The 16727-nt window shown below is 51.5% G+C and carries 23 protein-coding genes; 3 read left to right on the top strand and 20 right to left on the bottom strand.

The window, feature by feature from the left end; all coding sequences use genetic code 11:
* Window positions 1-4 precede the first annotated feature (4 nt).
* From FPL14_RS27400 to FPL14_RS27305, 20 genes are all read right to left on the bottom strand, one after another.
* Complete coding sequence (locus FPL14_RS27400) at window positions 5-289, bottom strand: hypothetical protein (RefSeq protein ID WP_182300688.1); 285 nt, start codon at window positions 287-289, stop codon at window positions 5-7.
* A gap of 268 nt (window positions 290-557) precedes the next feature.
* Window positions 558-2978 carry a virulence-associated E family protein gene (locus tag FPL14_RS27395; protein WP_182300687.1) on the bottom strand — a complete coding sequence of 807 codons (2421 nt, stop codon included), beginning with the start codon at window positions 2976-2978 and terminating at the stop codon, window positions 558-560.
* Window positions 2979-3002: 24 nt separating this feature from the next.
* Entirely contained in the window at window positions 3003-3614 is a 612-nt protein-coding gene (locus FPL14_RS27390) for a beta clamp domain-containing protein (protein WP_182300686.1), read from the bottom strand.
* Between the two features lie 14 nt (window positions 3615-3628).
* Complete coding sequence (locus tag FPL14_RS27385) at window positions 3629-4561, bottom strand: AAA family ATPase (protein ID WP_182300685.1); 933 nt, start codon at window positions 4559-4561, stop codon at window positions 3629-3631.
* A gap of 16 nt (window positions 4562-4577) precedes the next feature.
* Window positions 4578-5006: a hypothetical protein gene (locus FPL14_RS27380; protein WP_182300684.1), complete on the bottom strand. Its 429-nt coding sequence runs from the start codon at window positions 5004-5006 to the stop codon at window positions 4578-4580.
* A complete protein-coding gene (locus FPL14_RS27375; protein WP_182300683.1) occupies window positions 5003-5374 on the bottom strand; it encodes a nucleoside triphosphate pyrophosphohydrolase family protein in 372 nt (123 codons plus the stop codon). Before FPL14_RS27375 ends, FPL14_RS27380 begins: the two co-directional genes overlap by 4 nt.
* Entirely contained in the window at window positions 5371-5955 is a 585-nt protein-coding gene (locus FPL14_RS27370) for an HNH endonuclease signature motif containing protein (RefSeq protein WP_182300682.1), read from the bottom strand. Before FPL14_RS27370 ends, FPL14_RS27375 begins: the two co-directional genes overlap by 4 nt.
* Window positions 5955-6197 carry a hypothetical protein gene (locus FPL14_RS27365; RefSeq protein WP_182300681.1) on the bottom strand — a complete coding sequence of 81 codons (243 nt, stop codon included), beginning with the start codon at window positions 6195-6197 and terminating at the stop codon, window positions 5955-5957. Before FPL14_RS27365 ends, FPL14_RS27370 begins: the two co-directional genes overlap by 1 nt.
* A gap of 10 nt (window positions 6198-6207) precedes the next feature.
* The gene (locus FPL14_RS30640; RefSeq protein WP_324617939.1) at window positions 6208-7326 is read right to left on the bottom strand and encodes a DNA polymerase; all 1119 of its coding nucleotides are present in this window, start codon (window positions 7324-7326) and stop codon (window positions 6208-6210) included.
* A gap of 876 nt (window positions 7327-8202) precedes the next feature.
* Window positions 8203-8982 carry a DUF2815 family protein gene (locus tag FPL14_RS27355; RefSeq protein WP_182300680.1) on the bottom strand — a complete coding sequence of 260 codons (780 nt, stop codon included), beginning with the start codon at window positions 8980-8982 and terminating at the stop codon, window positions 8203-8205.
* Between the two features lie 50 nt (window positions 8983-9032).
* Window positions 9033-10229 carry a DUF2800 domain-containing protein gene (locus tag FPL14_RS27350; protein WP_182300679.1) on the bottom strand — a complete coding sequence of 399 codons (1197 nt, stop codon included), beginning with the start codon at window positions 10227-10229 and terminating at the stop codon, window positions 9033-9035.
* On the bottom strand, window positions 10229-10711 hold the full coding sequence (locus FPL14_RS27345; RefSeq protein WP_182300678.1) for a hypothetical protein: 483 nt from the start codon (window positions 10709-10711) through the stop codon (window positions 10229-10231). Before FPL14_RS27345 ends, FPL14_RS27350 begins: the two co-directional genes overlap by 1 nt.
* A gap of 24 nt (window positions 10712-10735) precedes the next feature.
* Window positions 10736-11014, bottom strand: a complete 279-nt coding sequence (locus FPL14_RS27340; protein ID WP_182300677.1) for a hypothetical protein — start codon at window positions 11012-11014, stop codon at window positions 10736-10738.
* A gap of 198 nt (window positions 11015-11212) precedes the next feature.
* Window positions 11213-12031 carry a DUF7666 domain-containing protein gene (locus tag FPL14_RS30965; protein WP_456064437.1) on the bottom strand — a complete coding sequence of 273 codons (819 nt, stop codon included), beginning with the start codon at window positions 12029-12031 and terminating at the stop codon, window positions 11213-11215.
* Complete coding sequence (locus tag FPL14_RS27330; RefSeq protein ID WP_182300676.1) at window positions 12028-12285, bottom strand: AbrB/MazE/SpoVT family DNA-binding domain-containing protein; 258 nt, start codon at window positions 12283-12285, stop codon at window positions 12028-12030. The genes FPL14_RS30965 and FPL14_RS27330 overlap by 4 nt, the downstream gene beginning before the upstream one ends.
* 106 nt (window positions 12286-12391) lie before the next feature.
* Window positions 12392-12550, bottom strand: a complete 159-nt coding sequence (locus FPL14_RS27325; protein WP_182300675.1) for a hypothetical protein — start codon at window positions 12548-12550, stop codon at window positions 12392-12394.
* 20 nt (window positions 12551-12570) lie between these two features.
* Window positions 12571-13341 carry a phosphoadenosine phosphosulfate reductase domain-containing protein gene (locus FPL14_RS27320; protein WP_220471190.1) on the bottom strand — a complete coding sequence of 257 codons (771 nt, stop codon included), beginning with the start codon at window positions 13339-13341 and terminating at the stop codon, window positions 12571-12573.
* 173 nt (window positions 13342-13514) lie between these two features.
* Window positions 13515-13793 carry a hypothetical protein gene (locus FPL14_RS27315; RefSeq protein WP_182300674.1) on the bottom strand — a complete coding sequence of 93 codons (279 nt, stop codon included), beginning with the start codon at window positions 13791-13793 and terminating at the stop codon, window positions 13515-13517.
* Window positions 13787-14083: a helix-turn-helix domain-containing protein gene (locus FPL14_RS27310; RefSeq protein ID WP_182300673.1), complete on the bottom strand. Its 297-nt coding sequence runs from the start codon at window positions 14081-14083 to the stop codon at window positions 13787-13789. The genes FPL14_RS27315 and FPL14_RS27310 overlap by 7 nt, the downstream gene beginning before the upstream one ends.
* Window positions 14083-14355, bottom strand: coding sequence for a helix-turn-helix domain-containing protein (locus FPL14_RS27305; RefSeq protein ID WP_182300672.1), 273 nt, complete (start codon window positions 14353-14355; stop codon window positions 14083-14085). Before FPL14_RS27305 ends, FPL14_RS27310 begins: the two co-directional genes overlap by 1 nt.
* Before the next feature lie 174 nt (window positions 14356-14529).
* Here FPL14_RS27305 and FPL14_RS27300 point away from each other — a divergent pair, with 174 nt between their 5' ends.
* The 3 genes from FPL14_RS27300 (at window position 14530) to FPL14_RS27290 (ending at window position 16676) form a co-directional block, all read left to right on the top strand.
* Entirely contained in the window at window positions 14530-14871 is a 342-nt protein-coding gene (locus FPL14_RS27300) for a helix-turn-helix transcriptional regulator (protein WP_182300671.1), read from the top strand.
* A 7-nt stretch (window positions 14872-14878) separates the two neighbouring features.
* Window positions 14879-15343 (top strand): ImmA/IrrE family metallo-endopeptidase, encoded by a 465-nt coding sequence (locus FPL14_RS27295; RefSeq protein WP_182300670.1) that lies wholly within the window; start codon window positions 14879-14881, stop codon window positions 15341-15343.
* Between the two features lie 73 nt (window positions 15344-15416).
* A complete protein-coding gene (locus FPL14_RS27290) occupies window positions 15417-16676 on the top strand; it encodes a tyrosine-type recombinase/integrase (protein WP_182300669.1) in 1260 nt (419 codons plus the stop codon).
* Window positions 16677-16727: the final 51 nt, after the last annotated feature.

The following is a 16727-nucleotide window of genomic DNA, read 5'->3' as shown; positions in this document are numbered from 1 at the left end:
TAACTTAGTCTTTGATGCGTGAGATGAAAAGAAGCAAGGCGTCCTTAATCGCCGCTCGTATTTTCACGTCTCCAAGTTCCACGCCAGTTTTCATACCGATCGCATGCCTAAAAGCGGCGCCCTCTACGCTATCCCAAAAGTGATCTCGAGCTATACTGGCAGACGTCCTTTTCGTTCGACGCGTATTCCTTGGCATGTAATCCCGATTCACGATTTCGCTGTTACGGACCATCGCGCTCAGGTCTGCGCTGCTTTGCAGAAGCTGCAAAAAGTCGTCTCTTGTTTTCATTCCGATATTCCTCCTCGGCAACATTCTCGTATACGTGTATATGACATAACGCAATTAGGCGTATTAGGCGGAATAATTCCCCTCTATACTCTCTAATCCCTCTAATTTATTTACTATAGATTATTATGTTGCCATTGTTGCCATATATAAATATCAATAATATCAAGGGGTTTCAGACTTTCAACGGCAACAACAGCAACATTCCCAATATTTTCATAATGTTGCCTTTCGGCTTGGAATGTTGCCATTTCGCCGCAGAATGTTGCCGTTACGCCCTCCGAACAAAACCTCTTTGCTTACCATACCCGGGGCCCATTTGGATGACCGGAGACCGCTCCCACCCGGTCATTCGCTCCATAATCGCATTTATACGATTGGAATCTGCTTTAGCCGCTGCGCGTCTTTCGCCCAGGCACTCCCGCCAAATTTCCGCCGCACACACCCTATCCCTAGGCGCAAGTTGACCGTCGTACTTCATTCCGCCGCCCCAGAACATCAGCCTTCGCTCTACGTCCCACTTTAACCAATCAATAGGCACAGGTTTCAGAATAAACTCTTCGATCGATCCCTCTAACGGGTCTCGCACCATGTGCTCCTGTCTACGCCGTTCTGCCTCTTCTTCCATATCAGCAGACAGATACAGTGCCTCCCCGAGGCGCCATCGCGTGACGGCTTCCGCCCATATCTGGTCGATTTCCGTCTCCGTTAGATCCTTAAAAACCGACTTTGTCGCCTGATCCGGGCGGGCATCCACGGGCCAAAAGCGGCGATTCCCTGTGGGATCGTGAAGGTATTCGTGGTCATTCGTCGTCCCGAAAAAGACTGAACGCCGTACCTGATTTTTAACATTCCGTCCATAGGCCTCGCGATATTGATCGTCTTCTTTGGATAAAAATTGCTTAATCCGGTTGATGTCCACTCGGTTGAACGCTTGCAATTCGGCGATCTCGACGATCCATTTGCCCTGAATTAGCTCTTCGGCCTCTTTGCCTTCAAATGACTTAATGCTGTCAGTAAACCATTCCTTACCGAGTCGCCGGAAAAGCGTGCTTTTGCCGATCCCCTGGCGTTTGCTAAATAGAACGGTCATAAAATCGAACTTGACCTTACCAAGCATCGCCCGAGCCACGGCGGCTACTAACGCTTTACGGGCGATTGTCCGGATGAACGGGCAATCCTCCGCGCCGAAATAATCGATGTATAGCGTATCCAAGCGCAGCGTACCGTCCCACTCTAGCGTCGATAAGTAGGCAGATACCGGATTAATCGCATTGGTCTCCGCGATCTCGCTAAGCGCCATTCGTAACGGACGCTCGGAACTAAAACCCAGTACGCGCTCGACATAGAGGCCAATGCCTTGATCGTCCGGATCTTCCCAGGCAAAAGACTCAGGCGCTTGCGCGCGCTTTGCCCATGGAAGCGGACCCTGCCCCATCATGCGCTCCGCGAAGGTATCGCGATAAATCCTCCCGGATAGAGCCTTGTCGTGGCGCAGAACCGTCAGAATGTTCCCTGCGGTTTTCGCTGGCTTCCCGGTTGTCGGACTCAGATCAAGAAGCTTGATCCACGATAGATCGTCCTCGGTCGCAAGGGAGTCTTGAGTTTGGACATCTCCCGTAAAAGCAGCGGTTGCTTTCTCATACCTTTCCTGCGCCATAACCGTTGCTACACCCGCGTCCTGTAGGGCGAACGCCACCATTGCGGAGAAACTCGGGAGCCGATTCGTCGGCGTTCCAGGTACCGCGTCGTCGTCCTGTTCACCGAAGAGGTGTAGCCGGACAAGGTCGAATGCGTTGACGAGACGGCCGCCGCAGGGATCCGTCGCATGATGGCTATATATAAACTTGCTGTCGTCGTATAGCACCGCGCCGCCCGACGTGGATCCACCTATAAAAGTTAAACGTCCTTCGTCGGCTGTTGGCGTGTACACGCCCGGGAGAAATACTTCAATGGCGGTAAGCACGTCGTACTGTCGGCAGAACGCTCCGACAACGCCCTCTTTAGTCGTTGGGTCTCCTTGCTTGGCTGCCATACGTACTTGCGCGTTCGCGGCTCCGGGTATTTGCGGCCACTCTGCCACGTTGCGCCAATCGGCGTACATGGCGAGCAGTCCGTCCGGATCCAGAAACGGCTTATCACCATAGTGGTAGACATAAACGCCGTCTGAGGAACAGCTCGGCCAGTACATAAGCCGAGTCGCTTGGAACGTCGTCGGGTCGCAGAGCTCGATGCCAATGATCTGCCCAAGCTTCCGCGCGATCGGCTCGTACTCGTCAGCCGTAACCGTCCGGGACGTCGGCGCTAATACCCGAAGCCGCGGCTTCGCCTCGCTGTGCTTGCGCGTGCTGTATACCGCATAGCCGCAGCCAAGTCCCTCAAGCCGGCGGAGTACGTCAGCCGTTGCACCTGCAGGGATGTTATCGAGGTCCAACGTAATAACGTCACGGCCAGCGACCGCGGATGTTTTGCGGCGCCCGTCCGTCAGGAAACCGGCGACAAAGCCGCCTACGTCCTTGAGCTCGTCTTGGCGTGACTTGGGCATTGCCATGTATTCCGCTAGAGTCTCCGTGCCGCGGACGGCTGTACGTAACCGCTCAACGAGCTCGGACCAGAATATTGACTGTGCGGGCCAACGGGTTGCCTTTCGGCTGCCGGCGGCTGAGATAGTTAATTGTCTGTTGTAATGCACGGCACCGGGCCTCCTAACTTACTACTAGTTAACGCGATAAGGCAGGATTAATACATCGATGTCACCACCGCTCAGCACGATTGGGTGAAGTGGCTTGTGGAGCTTAATCGTGACATCGATACCGGCGTCGGCGAATACCTCGAGCGCCGTTACGAAATAGTTTGCGTTGAACGACCTCATGTCGATTGGTTTGAGGTTAGGCGTATTACCGAAAAAAGCCTTGAAGTCGAAAGAGTCCGATTTAATGTATAAATGCGCTGTTCCGTTTTGCCCGAACAGCTTGGCGACTGGAATCTTTTTGTCGATCGTGTTAGCCGCTGCCGCTATGGTTTTTGCCGACTTAAGCGCTGTCTCCATCTCAGTGCCACGTCCGAGCGTAACTTCACTCTCGAAGGTTGTTGGAACAATCTTAGTTGTATCCGGATAAGTGCCTTCAATCGGTGTGCCGCGCTTGGCATGCATCGTAACGGGTTGCGGGAAGCTGTGAGCGCCCCGGATCCGGAGTAAACGATGTCGATCGGTCACGACTGCGGTACCATCTGCGCCGTAGTGGATGCCCTCCAAAATTGGCGTGCCTCCGCCCTCTTTAGTAGCAAAGAGCTTCGCGTATTTTGCAATGATCTGCTGTTTGTTCATTGACGTAACGCCTCCTACTTGGTTTGTAATATTTCTCGCAAATCAATCTCTAATAAACGACGTTGCGCGTCCTGAATGGTCAGATGAAGCGCTTCTTTTTCTGCTTCTTGAACTGCAGGCAAGCTATGCACAATGTCCGGTCCTCTAAGTGTAATAAGGTCGTCTCTTGACGGAGCCGGCATCTGCGAGAGTCGCACGGCCTGCCGACGGATAGACCTCTCGATATGATTTCGTACCACGCGAGCGTTGCCGAAATTAGGTTTAGCCTTTTCAATCCAAAGCACGCTTTTCAGCGACTCCAGATAATCCGGAGAGGCTTTGAAATCTTGCTCAACGATCATTTGCTGCCCGATCTGAATGAGATCCGGCACCGTATAATCAGGAAAATGAATCGTAGTCGGAAACCTTGACGAAAGCCCAGGGTTGAAGGAGAGGAACTCCGTCATTTCTTTGGAGTAGCCGGCCGCGATTACAACGACTTCGTCCCGCATATCTTCCATGCACTGGACCATGGCAGCAACGACTTTGTCATCGTGTCGGTGATCCGACTCACCAATAAACGAATACGCCTCGTCTATGAACAGTACGCCGCCTCTCGCTTCACGGAATCGATTGATGACATTCTTCTCGGTTTGCCCTACACGAGCGTCAGTGATTTTTGAATGGTGTACTTCAACGAATGGAACGTTATCGCCGTTATTCTTTAGTAGGCCAATTGCCGAAAAAGCCTCGCCGATTAACCTTGCCGCCGTCGTTTTTCCTGTGCCGGGGTTTCCGGTAAAAACCATGTGATTCGATTGTGGTTTCGTTTTCAGCCGCTGTTGTTCCCGTAACTTGGCTATGCGTGCGAACTGTATCATCTGCTCTACTTGCTGTTTGACCGCATGCATGCCAGGCATCCGTCCAAGTTGGTCAAGCGCTCTTGAAGCTTTAAGATTGATCTCCATAACAACCGTCGACTCCTCACACGATCAGGGCATTCCGCCAGAAACCAGGATCGTTACCGTGTTTGTATTTGTTTGCATCCATCAATCTTGCATATCCTTCCTTGCCGTGCTTTCCGAGCTTATTCGAACGATCAGCCAGAATGCACATGACGAGCTCCAGTACTTGCTCGATCGGGAAATAGTGCCGCGCCCAACCCTTTGGCGTTGTCTCGGAATAAGCTTCTTTGCAACCGCGAATCAAATTGTAACGATAGTTCAGGTGTTTTTTGCCGCGGTGGTCACTAATTCGGATGCTATTGCATATCCCATAATCGAGTTTTAGATAAACGCTCGCGGTAGAATAAGCATCATAGCGTTGGACCACAAAGCCAAGCACCTTAAGCTGCGTGACCAGATCTTCAGCAGTCCGCTTGAGATCAGTCGACTGAATGCAGTTCGCTTTCAAAGCACCTTACCTCCGTGACGCTTTGGACGAGTGGCGTTATAGGCCATTTTCTCGTGGATCACCGCCTCAAGGTCTATGCCGACATGCCCGCAAAAATTGAAAATCCGGATGACGGTGTCCGCCAGTTCCGTCGGAATGCCGCATGGCTTGCAGTCCGCGGATACGGGGGAATGCAGTCGAGTCTTCAATTCTTTATTCTCATACCAGATTTCAGTTAACCCCCGGCCGTTCCGATGGTCTTCGAGCGCTTCGGATAACTCCGAATGCATAAGCGCAATAACCTCACCAAAGCTGTGTGGTTCCTCGTACCAGCCTTTATTGATCGCATTCTGATGAGCTTCTTTCACAAGTTCGTTGATAGATTTCATTTTTTCTTACTCCTCTCTGCAATTTTCGAAATAAGATCAGCCACTACAATTCCCGATTTTGTCAACTCGGCATCGCCTTTGATCAAATGGTTTTGGTTCAGTCTAGCTAGTTGGCCGCGCGATACGAGAACTAGGTTGTCCGGATGCGTGTTGAGCTTGTTCGCGTCAGCAAATATCACGACATGCCCGACCGGGATCGGACCGTTGACTGCCTCCCAAATAAGTAGATGAACCTGCACCCACTTATTTGGATCGGCGATCTTCACGTCAACGTAGCCATCAGTATTGATTCGTTCAGAACCAACTGGCATGTAATTCGCTGGTCGGTTACCTTTTTTGAATTGCGTCGGCTTATGACCAGTGCCCGGAGCTTTTTTACCCTTATTGAACGGTACGTTCCCCGGTTTAATTCTTCCATCGAGACCGTTCCACAATTTATGGTTGTGCACATAAGCACGAATTTGATTGTAGGTCGAAGACTCACCGAAGCGCCCTTGCACAAGCCGAACCAACTCCAGAAAAGGTGTGCCTCGATAGTGCTCGTGAATAAACGATTTTACATCCGAGGCAAGTCCGGCCATCAATCGTCACCTGCTTCTAGCATTTTCGGAATATTGATGTCGGCGTTCATGTGATCTTCTTTGAGTTGCACTGCCTTCAGCACCAAGTGACCGTTGGCGATAATTTGTGAAGCGACTGAAGAAACCACCTTTGCACGTTTTAGCTCAGTTTCGAGTTGCTCTCCGGTCAAATTTTCATCATTCAGGCGTTCAAGTTGTTCAAACAAATGGTTTTGAAGGTCTCCAAGCTTGTTCCTGGTCATAGTTATCCTCCTAATCCTTCATGTAGTAGTTGGATTCAAATCCGGCAGCCGCGAGCGGGAGCCCCGGTGCCCATGAAATAGGCTCGCTCATAAGCGCGGTCATTTCGTCGACCGACCCGCGCCCCGGCGGCACATCTGCTACGATCTCGTCGTGAACGTGAAACGGCGTCGGATCTCCAGCATTGTATGTCCGCGCCAGCGCGACGGCCAGACAGTCTCGAGAAATCGCCTGGACGACATTCTCCACAAGTCGGCCACCGTAAGTCGACATCGTGGTCCACTTCTTTGTTTTCTGATCGACGCCCCAGTACCACAACGCCTCTTTGCCGAAATCGTTCTGACTCAGGTACGGCCTTGCATAGTAGAGCTTGCGCCCGCTGTGGAGCTGAATCGTCAGGAAGTCTTGCTGCGTCCCATGATGACTCTCCCGAGCGATAATCATGCCGCGAATGCCAACCGACTGACCTGTGTGCATGACTTCCAGCACTGCGGCCTCCAGACTAAACCAAAGATCGACGATCCGCCGGTTAGAGTTACGCCAGCGCAGAACGATCTCCGGCAGCTCCTCCTCGGACAATCCCTGGTCAAGCGCTCCCATGCTGATCAGGGCACCTGGACCACCTTGATAACCGAGCGCCAGCTCCGCGACCTTGCCTTTTTGCCTAAGCTCGCTCCCCTTGCCGATCTCCTCAATCGGAATGCCGAACATCTGCGACGCCGACGCTTCGTAAATTTTGCCATGTGTGGCGAATACGTCCAGCCGCCACTGTTCACCTGCCAACCAAGCCAGAACACGGGCTTCGATTGCCGCGAAGTCCGCGACGCGAAGAACGTTGCCGGGCGATGGTATAAAGGCTGTCCGGATGAGCTGCGATAGCGTATCCGGGATGTTGCCAAAAATCATCTTGAGCGCGGCAATGTTCCGGGCCTTGACGAGCTCACGGGCTAGATCGAGCATCGCCATATGGTTACGTGGTAGGTTATGGATCTGAACGAGCCTGCCAGCCCAGCGTCCGGTCCGGTTCGCGCCGTAGAACTGGAGCAGTCCGCGGATCCGACCGTCATCGCACACCGCGGCGCGCATAGCAGCGTATTTCTTGACGGACGTTTTACTGAGTTCTTGGCGGATCTCGAGAACTCGCTTAACTGCCCTTCGTCTACCTTGTCGATCAGCTTGCTTACGGTATCCTTCCGGAGGTTGTCGACTTCTTCGTCCAGCTCTTCGCTAAGCCACTTACTAAGCTGCTGAACACTCTTCGGGTTACTAAGGCCTGAAAGTGCGATTGCCTCGTTCTTAAGCTCGTTGCTAATCTGCTCGTCGATCGCCAGTGCTCCGTTCACGAGTTCCAGATCGACCGCGACACCATATGCGTTAATTTGTTGATCGAGCTGCCAGAGCCATTGTTCTTGGTCCGGCACCGGGAAGACGGATAACAGGCGAAGAATCTCCATTTCTGCCACGACATCGCCGTCACAATATTGCTTGAAAAGCAACCACTTCTCTGGTTCATGGTGCGGAAGTGTCCGGGTTCGCTGGCCGTTGGAGTTCGTCGGCTTGCATGGCAGACAAAACGTCCGGATAAGCGCTCCTCCGGTTCCCAGCTTGCGCTTGTCTTGCGAGATCCCTAGAGCTTCGCCAGTTGGTCCAAGTCCAGCAGTGTAACCGCAGTACAGGCCATGCATCATCGTGCAACGCCACTGGTCAATCGGTGACGGCCAGAACTTGTTTAGGCAGTACCATTCAAAGCTTGCATTATAAGCGTGTTTGATTACGTAAGGGTCATTGAGTGCGAGTAATACGTGCTGAGGAATTTCCTCCCCTTGTGCCAGATCGACGACGCGGACCGGCTCCCCGTCCCAACTGTACGCAAATAAGAGGATTTGAAAATCGGGGCTCTGCACGTACTTATAGAGCCCCGATTTCTTGAGGTCGACCGAGCTGTAAGTCTCGATGTCGATCGACAGATGGATGATCATTTCGTTTTTAGTCATTGCCTAGCGAGCATCAGATGCCCATGATACCGCCGTTAAGAGGTGTGCCGGTGATCGGGTTAATCTGCTGTTGCTGTTGCGGATACTGTTGTGCAGGTGGCTGCGCGGGAGCTTGTCCGTAACCCTGTTGTGCCGGGTATGGCTGGGCAGGGGCTTGTCCGTATGCAGGTGCTTGTCCGTATTGTTGTGGCGGCGCGCTTTGCTGCCAGCCCTGTGGAGGAACATGCGACGGCTGTTGATAGCCTACGCCTGCTGGTGCGCCGCCAAACGCTTGCTCTGCACTGATCCGGCCGCCAAGTGGTTCTCCATCACGAAGGATTTGCACAGGACCGAGACCGGCGCCAATACCGCGGTTTCCACTATTCGAGAATGGGAAGAAATTGATATTTACGCGACCATACACGCCACTGTAAACCTTGGTCTGATCGATTACCGGACTCATGTTGACATCAACGATTTGCTGTTGTTGCTTGCTGGATGCCGTCAGCACCCAGTGGCCTTTGCACTCCGGCCCGAATGCTTCTCCGTTCTGGCGAACTCCGTCACCGTCCCAAATCGGTGTTTTCGGTTGCGGAGGGCGAGCACCGTTCCAGATGCCAGCAACTCCTTTTTCGATTGAAGCGTTAATCGAGGCATAGATACGTTGCATCGTCGCCGTGTCCGACTTCGGAATCAGAATTGTCGTGCTATATTTCGCTTCTTGCCCAGGTTGGTTCGCATGCGGTTGAAATAGATGTACAAAACTCAGTCTTGCCTCGCCAGTTGTTACGCTTGTCGCTTGATCGTTTGCCATGATGTCGTGTCTCCCTTGTCTTGACGCTCAACGTCAAAGTGATGTATTTGTTAATCGGCTGACGTTTCCGGCATTGCGCCGAATACGTCCTCCGGTTTAACCTGGGTGGTAATTGCCGGCCGCTTGTCGTCAACAGCAGCCAGCGTGGGCTTACCTTGCTTTTTGATTACGTGGCCGGGATCCTCCAATAATGTGCGGTACTGCGCTTTACCGAGTATCTTCTCGACTGCCGGCGGCGTCAGCGGCTTCCGCTCGTAGAGCAACGCCTCAGCTATACCGCTCGCGTTGAGGTGGGCGAATGCCTTGTCGATGTCCGCATATTCGCGCCCTCCGCGCCCTTCTACCGCCTTGAAGCCAGGAACATCTCCGCCTCGTAATGCTTCGGAAAGCGCTGCCTCTTTGAGTGATTCATACCAAGAGACAAGCCCCTCAGCTCGACGTAGCGCATCTGCAGCTTCCACCCATGTGATAAGCGGCGGACGCATCGGGGCGACGTCGCTCACGGAGAGCAGCCGCTCAACCCGAGCGCGGCACGTATTTCGGGCACGGCAGAAAAGGCAATGTTCGCCTGGCGTATACTCGCCCTTGCCTTCGAATGCTAGTTGCGCTGTCGGCTTGATAGATTCACCCCAAGCAAGCAGCTCTGCCCCGGATATCGACCATGTCGAAGGCTCGTCCCATACTTTGGGTTGAATGATCGCCATGTGTACGGTCTCGATCTCGTAAAGCATCGAGTAAGCCAGCAAAGCTCCGAGAGCGTAAAGCATCATCTGCGGGTTTCGTTCAGCCTCAACGGGATGACCCTGGCCGTTTTTGTAATCGAAGACCCACAGGTCCTTTCCGCCGATTAGGACGCAGTCGCTCATGCCGTTACTCTCAGGAATGCATGCCGTAAGGTCGAATCTACGCTCGATGACGAGATACGGCGGAGAGCTAAAGCTGTGAACGATCGACTTGATATACTCGACATACATGTCCGTATGCTTTTCCATCTCAGGTTCGTACAGTGGATGCTCCTTGAACTTCTTTAGCGTCGAGGCGAATTTGCGCGGCCCCATAGGCTCGTTATACTTGCGCAGCTTAAGCTCCGCGATCTCGTGCGCCAGTGTACCGCGCTGTGCCGCTTCGCTCGTCGTGTCCGGCAGCGTCTCCTCTAACCGTGCACTCGGCGTACAGTTAAGCCAACGATGCGCGCCACTAGGCGACAGCAGCGCATGGGCGCGCTCCGCATGTGCAATCTGGGTCATTAGATTTTCGCCCCCAAGCTTCGGAGCACCGTGGCGAACCCCCCGTAACGCTCCGGTGGGAGTTGGGTCAGCGCCTGGACTCCGAACTGCTGCAGAAGCGCCGTAATGTTATGGCCGGCTTCCATTAACGCAGTTGCCGCAACGGCAAGTTGTTGCTGGTCGTATTGCGGCGCTGCCGTCGGCACGCCCTGCGGTACGGCTTGCTGTACCGGCTGTTGTTGCACGGGCGGGGCCGTCGGAACTGCGCTCGGAGCCGGGGCCGCGTATGGTTGCTGGGCTGGCGTGGCATAAGGTTCAGGTATTGGCTGAACTGGGGCAGCATATGCCGGCTGCGACGGAGCAGGTTGAACGGGTGCTTGTACGGGTGCCGCTTGCTGGACTTGTCCTCCTGCCATCGTTCCCGCGAGATCCTGAACGAGTTGGCGGTAGTCAGAAGCGTTAGCCGCTTGCAGGGTTACTTGAATCGGGATAATAGTAGACATGTGTATGAGTCCTCCTGATGTATGTTAGTCGTAGCAACCACTTGGGTGGACGCTACGTTGATGCTGATTAAACTGCTCCTGCAGCATGTTGAGCTCGTTAAGGAGCCTGTCATTTTCGCGCTCTGCCTCTTTGGCGCGGCGAATCGCGTACGGCCATGCAATCAACGACGCACACGCGAAACTAACAACCGCCTCAAGTGCTTGTTCGCCTCCGGCTGAGAACTGACCCTTGAACGCTTCAATGTTCCCAAGATCAGCGTCGAGATCGCGGGTCGCCGCCGGCTTAATGGATGTAGTCGTCATGCGGCACCTCCCGATAGACCTCAGTCTCGAGACAAAGATCACAGGCAAGCTTATCTCCTAGCGGTTTCAATTGATCCCGCGGCATCCGGTCGCCGCAGACGCAACACTCGGGATGTTTGAACTCAATGACCTTACCGAGCGTGGACCGTAACTTAGTTTCAAGCTGCCGAGGACGACGGGCTGTATTGGCAGCGCCGATCATACGCGGATACCCGTAATCTCGAAGAATACGTCTGTGTCGAAGTTCGGAATGGACTGGATCGCGATCCTCTCTGGATTACCTAGCTCGTCGTTCCAAAGATTCGCCCAAGCCTGCTTGTACTCGATTTTGTTGCCGTCCCCATCTACTACGCGGAGCTGACGAGCTGCACGGAATCCAGCATGCCAATACAATTCGTCACGGCTGATCGGACTTGGTTTATTGAAAAGTAAGAATGGCGGCTCAACGGAGCAGAACGAACCAGTTGACCAATTACAGCTATTAAAATCCCCGGCGTTGTAGTGCCCGGCGTTGTAGTGCCCGGCGTTGCGGTTCCCCGGCGTTGTAGTGCCCGGCGTTGCGGTTCCCGGCGTTGCTGTCCCCGGCGTTGTAGTGCCCGGCGTTGCGGTTCCCGGCGTTGCTGTCCCGGCGTTGTAGTGCCCGGCTTTGCGGTTCCCGGCGTTGCTGTCCCCGGCGTTGTAGTGCCCGGCGTTGGAATGGCCTGTATTCCCTTTGCCCGTGTTCGCCAGCTCAAGCATCTCCGCCCAACTGATTTCGCGAACGACCCGAATGACGTTGGTCGCGGACTTGTCATCTTCGGTCATAACTTCTCCCAGTGCCTCAATTTCAGCGACACGGTTATCTGGATCGAAAGAATAATAGTTGAAGCAATCAGCGACTTTCTCGCAGAAGTGGAACCCGCTTCCGCAGACACGTAGCTTTCCTTCGAGCTCATATGTCTTGCCGACCTCGTACTGGAAGCCGCGACACGTCCAATCAGAATTGAATACCTTGTAGCCTTTCACAGGTGCTGTCATACCAAGCCGCCCCCTCTCTGCGCCATTTCTTGCGTGCACTTACGACAGATAGGCTTGTCCCAGTGAGTTGACAGGTCGACTAAGCTGCCACAAAATGTGCAGCCCGGAGCGTATTTGCGGATCATTACAACATCACCTTCAACAAAAAACTCGACAGGATCAGTATTCGCGACCCCCATAGTGCGACGAATCTCTTTCGGAACAACAATCCGACCTAGCCCATCGAAACGACGAACGATTCCAGTAGCTTTCATGAACAGTCTCCTCTTGCCCCAGCCGCGGCAATGCGGTATGATGGGGCTAACTTTAGATTTGTCTTGCGGCCCTGTTCACGGCTCCTACCCCGTGACGGGCTGTTTTTCATTTCGCCGGAGCAAACCTCTCCAGACGTTCGAACAAGATAACGCGGTCCACTTCATCCGGTCTGCTGAACCGAAGTTGATGTTTTGCTTGTCTGAATTGTCGACGCATATCACATTGGACCTCGTTTTGCAGCATCTTGAATCTCCATTTGTCCATTGTCCTCTCTCACCTCCTTGTCAGAATCTAGCCTTAATGCCGACATGCTTTTCTAGTGGAATCGGCGTCTTCCCCTTCATAAACATCGTGTGCCCGATTCTCTTTTCCAGATCTACGTACTGTTTGTACAACTCTGGATTCTTCTCAGCGCCGTGCCGTAAATCGTTCACGCTCCCCATGATGCAGAACACACAGCTTAATCGTTCATTGCGTTCATATGTCCAGAATGGTTTTTGTCCGGCATCCGCAATTCCTTGGAAGACTTCGGCGGTCGTCAAATCGAAAATCGGCATCCAGTCGTATACTTCGCGATGTCCGCAGCTCTCGGACGCGTTGAACCGAAACGGGACTTTCTTAGCCCGCGCCGTAGACTCCTCAGCACGAATTCCCATGCAGTTGACCGCAATCCGGCGGCCTTTCTGATACAGATAGTTCCGAATAAACTTCATGATTGGTCCACGTTTGAGGTCACTTGTACACTGCCGGCATGACGATGACGGCCACATGCCTCGATCCTCAACCATGCCAAGCAACGTCTTCTCGCTACCGTCTTTCTTTCGGGCTCGGACGACATAGACGTGATGGTCTACGTTAGCCTTGATATGGTCGATAACTCCCGGCCACTCAACCGCGCCTAGGCAAGCATGTACAACGACGATCTGGTTAAAAGGAACAATTCTCCGGAGCTTGTTGTACATTTCCTGGCTATCCTTACCACCGCTGTGGCTGACGAAGAAGATCGCTCCATCGTCGATAAGCTCATTAATTGAGGGCAGGACTTGCGCTATCACGATCTGCTACACCCTTTCATCGAATCTTGGATGGTCCCGCATCCCCTGCTCGCTCGGCTTGTCCATTTCAGCGAAGCGTTTATCTGACTGCTTGAACATGATTGCGAACGATAAGAACATCACTGAGATGATTGCCATAAAGGCGAGGCCTATAAATACGATCAAAAGCTTTGTCATAAGCTCACCAGAGCAATTGCACGTTTATATGCCGCATAAGAGTCAACTGCATCCCCTAGTGTCAGATGGGGTAATAACCAGCGTTCTGTGGCATTCACGTCAGCGTTGCATGCCTCGGAGATCCAAGGAACAATATCCGATTCAACCTCTCCGCTCCGATCGAATGGAAGCCGATAGAACCGCTTGCTATATGTCGCAATGCCGTCCCCTTCATCCATAACGAACGTGTCCGCGTTCTCGCTAATTACCTTGCCGATTAGGACTGTTTTCAACATCCCGCTTCACCTCTCCTCTCGAATGTTTCCAAATCAGGTTCACGAACGTACCATTGTCGAGATTCCTTATACCCTTTGAGTTTTCCTGATTTCAGCCACTCGCGGACCGTATAGACAGACAAGTTGTAACGCTCGGCGACCTGCTGGTCTGTGTAGATCGCCGGTAAACAACTATGTGCATGGATTCCATAGCCGTTCGCCAACGATCTAACAACCTCAGTCTGTTCATCCTTATCGAGCCAACCTAATAGCTGAGTTATGAGACCGGTTGCTTCTAGGGTACGATTCATCACGTCACCCCCTGTTTGAACAACGCTTCATCAGGTTTCACATTTGAAACTTGACTATAAATGAAATACTCGTCCGAGCTGATCCCATACTTAACGCAAAGCTTTCGGATCTCTTCGACAGAAAAATCTCCACCGGTACCATTGAGGTTTTGATTTACTGCAGATGCCGACTTATCAAGCGTCGCCGCCAATTCGTGTTGCTTTATATCATTTTCAGCTAGGAACGCCTTGAATTTGTTGTAAGGCGTATGACGACGTTTAACAGCTTCCAAATCCTCACCCCCTCTCTCGTTTCATATTTGAAACTTGTGCCTTGAGTATATTCGGCAACAGTTTCAATGTCAATAACATTTTCAATGTATTTCTAATATTTTGTTGCAATAATGAAACCCGTGATGTAATATCTGTTTAGACACATCTAAAGTTTAAAAGCAAGGGAGATCCTTATGGCTTATTCATTGGGCGCAAAAATTCGTGAACTTAGAGGCGCTTTATCTCAAGAGGAGCTTGCAGAGAAAATAAACAAGGCATATGGAACTACAATAAATAAAGGCATGATCTCAAAATGGGAGAACAACCTCACTGATCCAAGCCTAGATACAGCGAGAGTATTAGTTTTATTTTTTAACATCACTCTCGATGAATTGTTAGGGCTCGACCAAAAAGAGCCCGAGCCAGACGTCAAAGATATAGCGGCTCATCATGATGGCGAGTCGTGGACTGAAGAAGAATTAGAAGTAATTCGCAAATTCAAGGAGCTAATTAAGTCTCAACGTCCAAAGGAGTGAAGCCCCTTTGTTATTGGACAAACTTCTAGAATATGCCCATCAAAAAGATGTTACTGTTCAGTATATCGATATGCCTATTACCATGTCTGGATTATACGGGGACGGTCTTATCTGGCTGAATAAAGGTCTTCCTACCCGGGCGGCTACGGCTTGTGCTCTAGGAGAAGAATTAGGACATCATAATAAAACTGTTGGTGACATACTCGACCAGACTCGAATTGAGAATCGCAAACAAGAACGGCGAGCTCGCGAATGGGGACATGATTACTTATTACCGCTAAGCAGATTAGTTGATGCATACCATGCGAGGATTGAGGGTCGCTTTGAACTTTCAGAGTACCTTGGGGTAACCGAAGACTTCCTGCAGGAAGCGATAGATCGCCTTAAGGATCGCCATGGAATAGCAGTCTATTACAATGACTATTTAATCATATTTGACCCATTGCAAGTCTACGAACCGTATAGCATTTAAACTTGCGCTTTCCCGCTGCGAGGCGGTTAATCATACACCAAAATAGAACATATGTTTGGGGTGAATGAAATTTATGCCAAGGAAGGTTGACGAATCGGAGTACCCAAAAGTACGTAAACGCGGTAAGGGCTTTACCTACCGATACGAGATTCCAATTGTTAAGTCTGATGGTACTTTGGGGCGCAAACAGAAAGACACAAAACAATACCCTACGCCTTTAGAGGCATATCAAGCAGGAATACTGATCGAGGCTGAGCTTATTAAAGGGACCTTTGTCGACCCGTCGCATGTAACTTTTGAGGACTGGTCTGTCAAAGGGTTAGCGTTATACGCTAAATCTAAGAACCTAAAATCCAAAACTATCGCATCGCATACAACTAATTTGAGTCGTGCACGAACTTTCTTTAAAGGGAAAAAGTTAAAAGACATAACAGTCTATGATTATCAAAAGTATTTGCTTTACCTGCGCGATGAAAAAAACTTGAGTGACAATACAATCGCAATGTATCATTCGTCTGCAAAGCTGTTGTGGGACTTAGCCGTGAAACACGGCTTACTTACAGTTAATATCGCAGAAAAGATCGAGGTGCCCAAGCATCAGCTAACTGTCGAGCAATTGATCTCCAGTCAGGGAGAGGAATTACCGGAGTACCTAGAAAAAGAGCAGCTGGCATTGTTACTTCGAACGATTAAATTGATGGAATCGGAAGCGCAAACACCTGCCGAGGCGTTTGCTATAAGACAGCTTTTTCGAGCAGTTTATGTGCTGTCGTATTCCGGACTACGAGTCGGCGAGTTGTGCGCACTAGATCCAGATCGAATAGACAAACGCAACTTTAAAATTTTTATCGCAGCCACACTCAATACGCATAAAGGGTATGCTGGGCATCATCTTGGAACGCCAAAAAATTCAAAACTAAGACAAGTAGATGTGTCCAAATCCGTCATTGACGTTATCGACTCTCAAATCACCGATGTAAAAGCGTTCAAGCTTTCAAAGGGTGTAGATTTTTATCAAGGCAAATTGCATGTCTTTGTCGGGTACAAAAAGTTTCCAGGCTGGCCGCTTATGTCTAAGGAACTTGGAAACGGGCTGCGTGCCGCACTCACTCGAGCTGGGCTTCCTACAAGTATTACACCCCATAAGCTCAGGCATACGTATGCGAGCCTTTGCGCAGAAGCCGGTATGCCGCTACCAGACATTCAAGCTCAATTAGGTCATGCATCAGACAGAGTAACCAAACAGATTTATCTGCACGTCACCGAAGCGCGCCGCAAAGCAAACGTCGATCGACTAGAAAACCTCCTCTCACCTCTCCTCCGCGATATATGATCCTCTGTGGGCAACTCGTGGGCAAATCCCCGTACTCATCAATAAATTCAT

Origin of the sequence: Cohnella cholangitidis (assembly GCF_014107495.1) — a bacterium.
Lineage (GTDB): Bacteria > Bacillota > Bacilli > Paenibacillales > Paenibacillaceae > Cohnella > Cohnella cholangitidis.
This window is presented reverse-complemented; position numbering and strand designations above follow the sequence as displayed.

Excerpts from the sequence above, each read along its gene's own strand:
- FPL14_RS27400 (WP_182300688.1), bottom strand. The coding sequence starts at position 289 with ATGAAAACAAGAGACGACTTTTTGCAGCTTCTGCAAAGCAGCGCAGAC.
- FPL14_RS27390 (WP_182300686.1), bottom strand. The coding sequence starts at position 3,614 with ATGAACAAACAGCAGATCATTGCAAAATACGCGAAGCTCTTTGCTACT.
- FPL14_RS27385 (WP_182300685.1), bottom strand. The coding sequence starts at position 4,561 with ATGGAGATCAATCTTAAAGCTTCAAGAGCGCTTGACCAACTTGGACGG.
- FPL14_RS27375 (WP_182300683.1), bottom strand. The coding sequence starts at position 5,374 with ATGAAATCTATCAACGAACTTGTGAAAGAAGCTCATCAGAATGCGATC.
- FPL14_RS27370 (WP_182300682.1), bottom strand. The coding sequence starts at position 5,955 with ATGGCCGGACTTGCCTCGGATGTAAAATCGTTTATTCACGAGCACTAT.
- FPL14_RS27365 (WP_182300681.1), bottom strand. The coding sequence starts at position 6,197 with ATGACCAGGAACAAGCTTGGAGACCTTCAAAACCATTTGTTTGAACAA.
- FPL14_RS27355 (WP_182300680.1), bottom strand. The coding sequence starts at position 8,982 with ATGGCAAACGATCAAGCGACAAGCGTAACAACTGGCGAGGCAAGACTG.
- FPL14_RS27350 (WP_182300679.1), bottom strand. The coding sequence starts at position 10,229 with ATGACCCAGATTGCACATGCGGAGCGCGCCCATGCGCTGCTGTCGCCT.
- FPL14_RS27345 (WP_182300678.1), bottom strand. The coding sequence starts at position 10,711 with ATGTCTACTATTATCCCGATTCAAGTAACCCTGCAAGCGGCTAACGCT.
- FPL14_RS27340 (WP_182300677.1), bottom strand. The coding sequence starts at position 11,014 with ATGACGACTACATCCATTAAGCCGGCGGCGACCCGCGATCTCGACGCT.
- FPL14_RS30965 (WP_456064437.1), bottom strand. The coding sequence starts at position 12,031 with ATGACAGCACCTGTGAAAGGCTACAAGGTATTCAATTCTGATTGGACG.
- FPL14_RS27330 (WP_182300676.1), bottom strand. The coding sequence starts at position 12,285 with ATGAAAGCTACTGGAATCGTTCGTCGTTTCGATGGGCTAGGTCGGATT.
- FPL14_RS27325 (WP_182300675.1), bottom strand. The coding sequence starts at position 12,550 with ATGGACAAATGGAGATTCAAGATGCTGCAAAACGAGGTCCAATGTGAT.
- FPL14_RS27315 (WP_182300674.1), bottom strand. The coding sequence starts at position 13,793 with ATGTTGAAAACAGTCCTAATCGGCAAGGTAATTAGCGAGAACGCGGAC.
- FPL14_RS27310 (WP_182300673.1), bottom strand. The coding sequence starts at position 14,083 with ATGAATCGTACCCTAGAAGCAACCGGTCTCATAACTCAGCTATTAGGT.
- FPL14_RS27300 (WP_182300671.1), top strand. The coding sequence starts at position 14,530 with ATGGCTTATTCATTGGGCGCAAAAATTCGTGAACTTAGAGGCGCTTTA.
- FPL14_RS27290 (WP_182300669.1), top strand. The coding sequence starts at position 15,417 with ATGCCAAGGAAGGTTGACGAATCGGAGTACCCAAAAGTACGTAAACGC.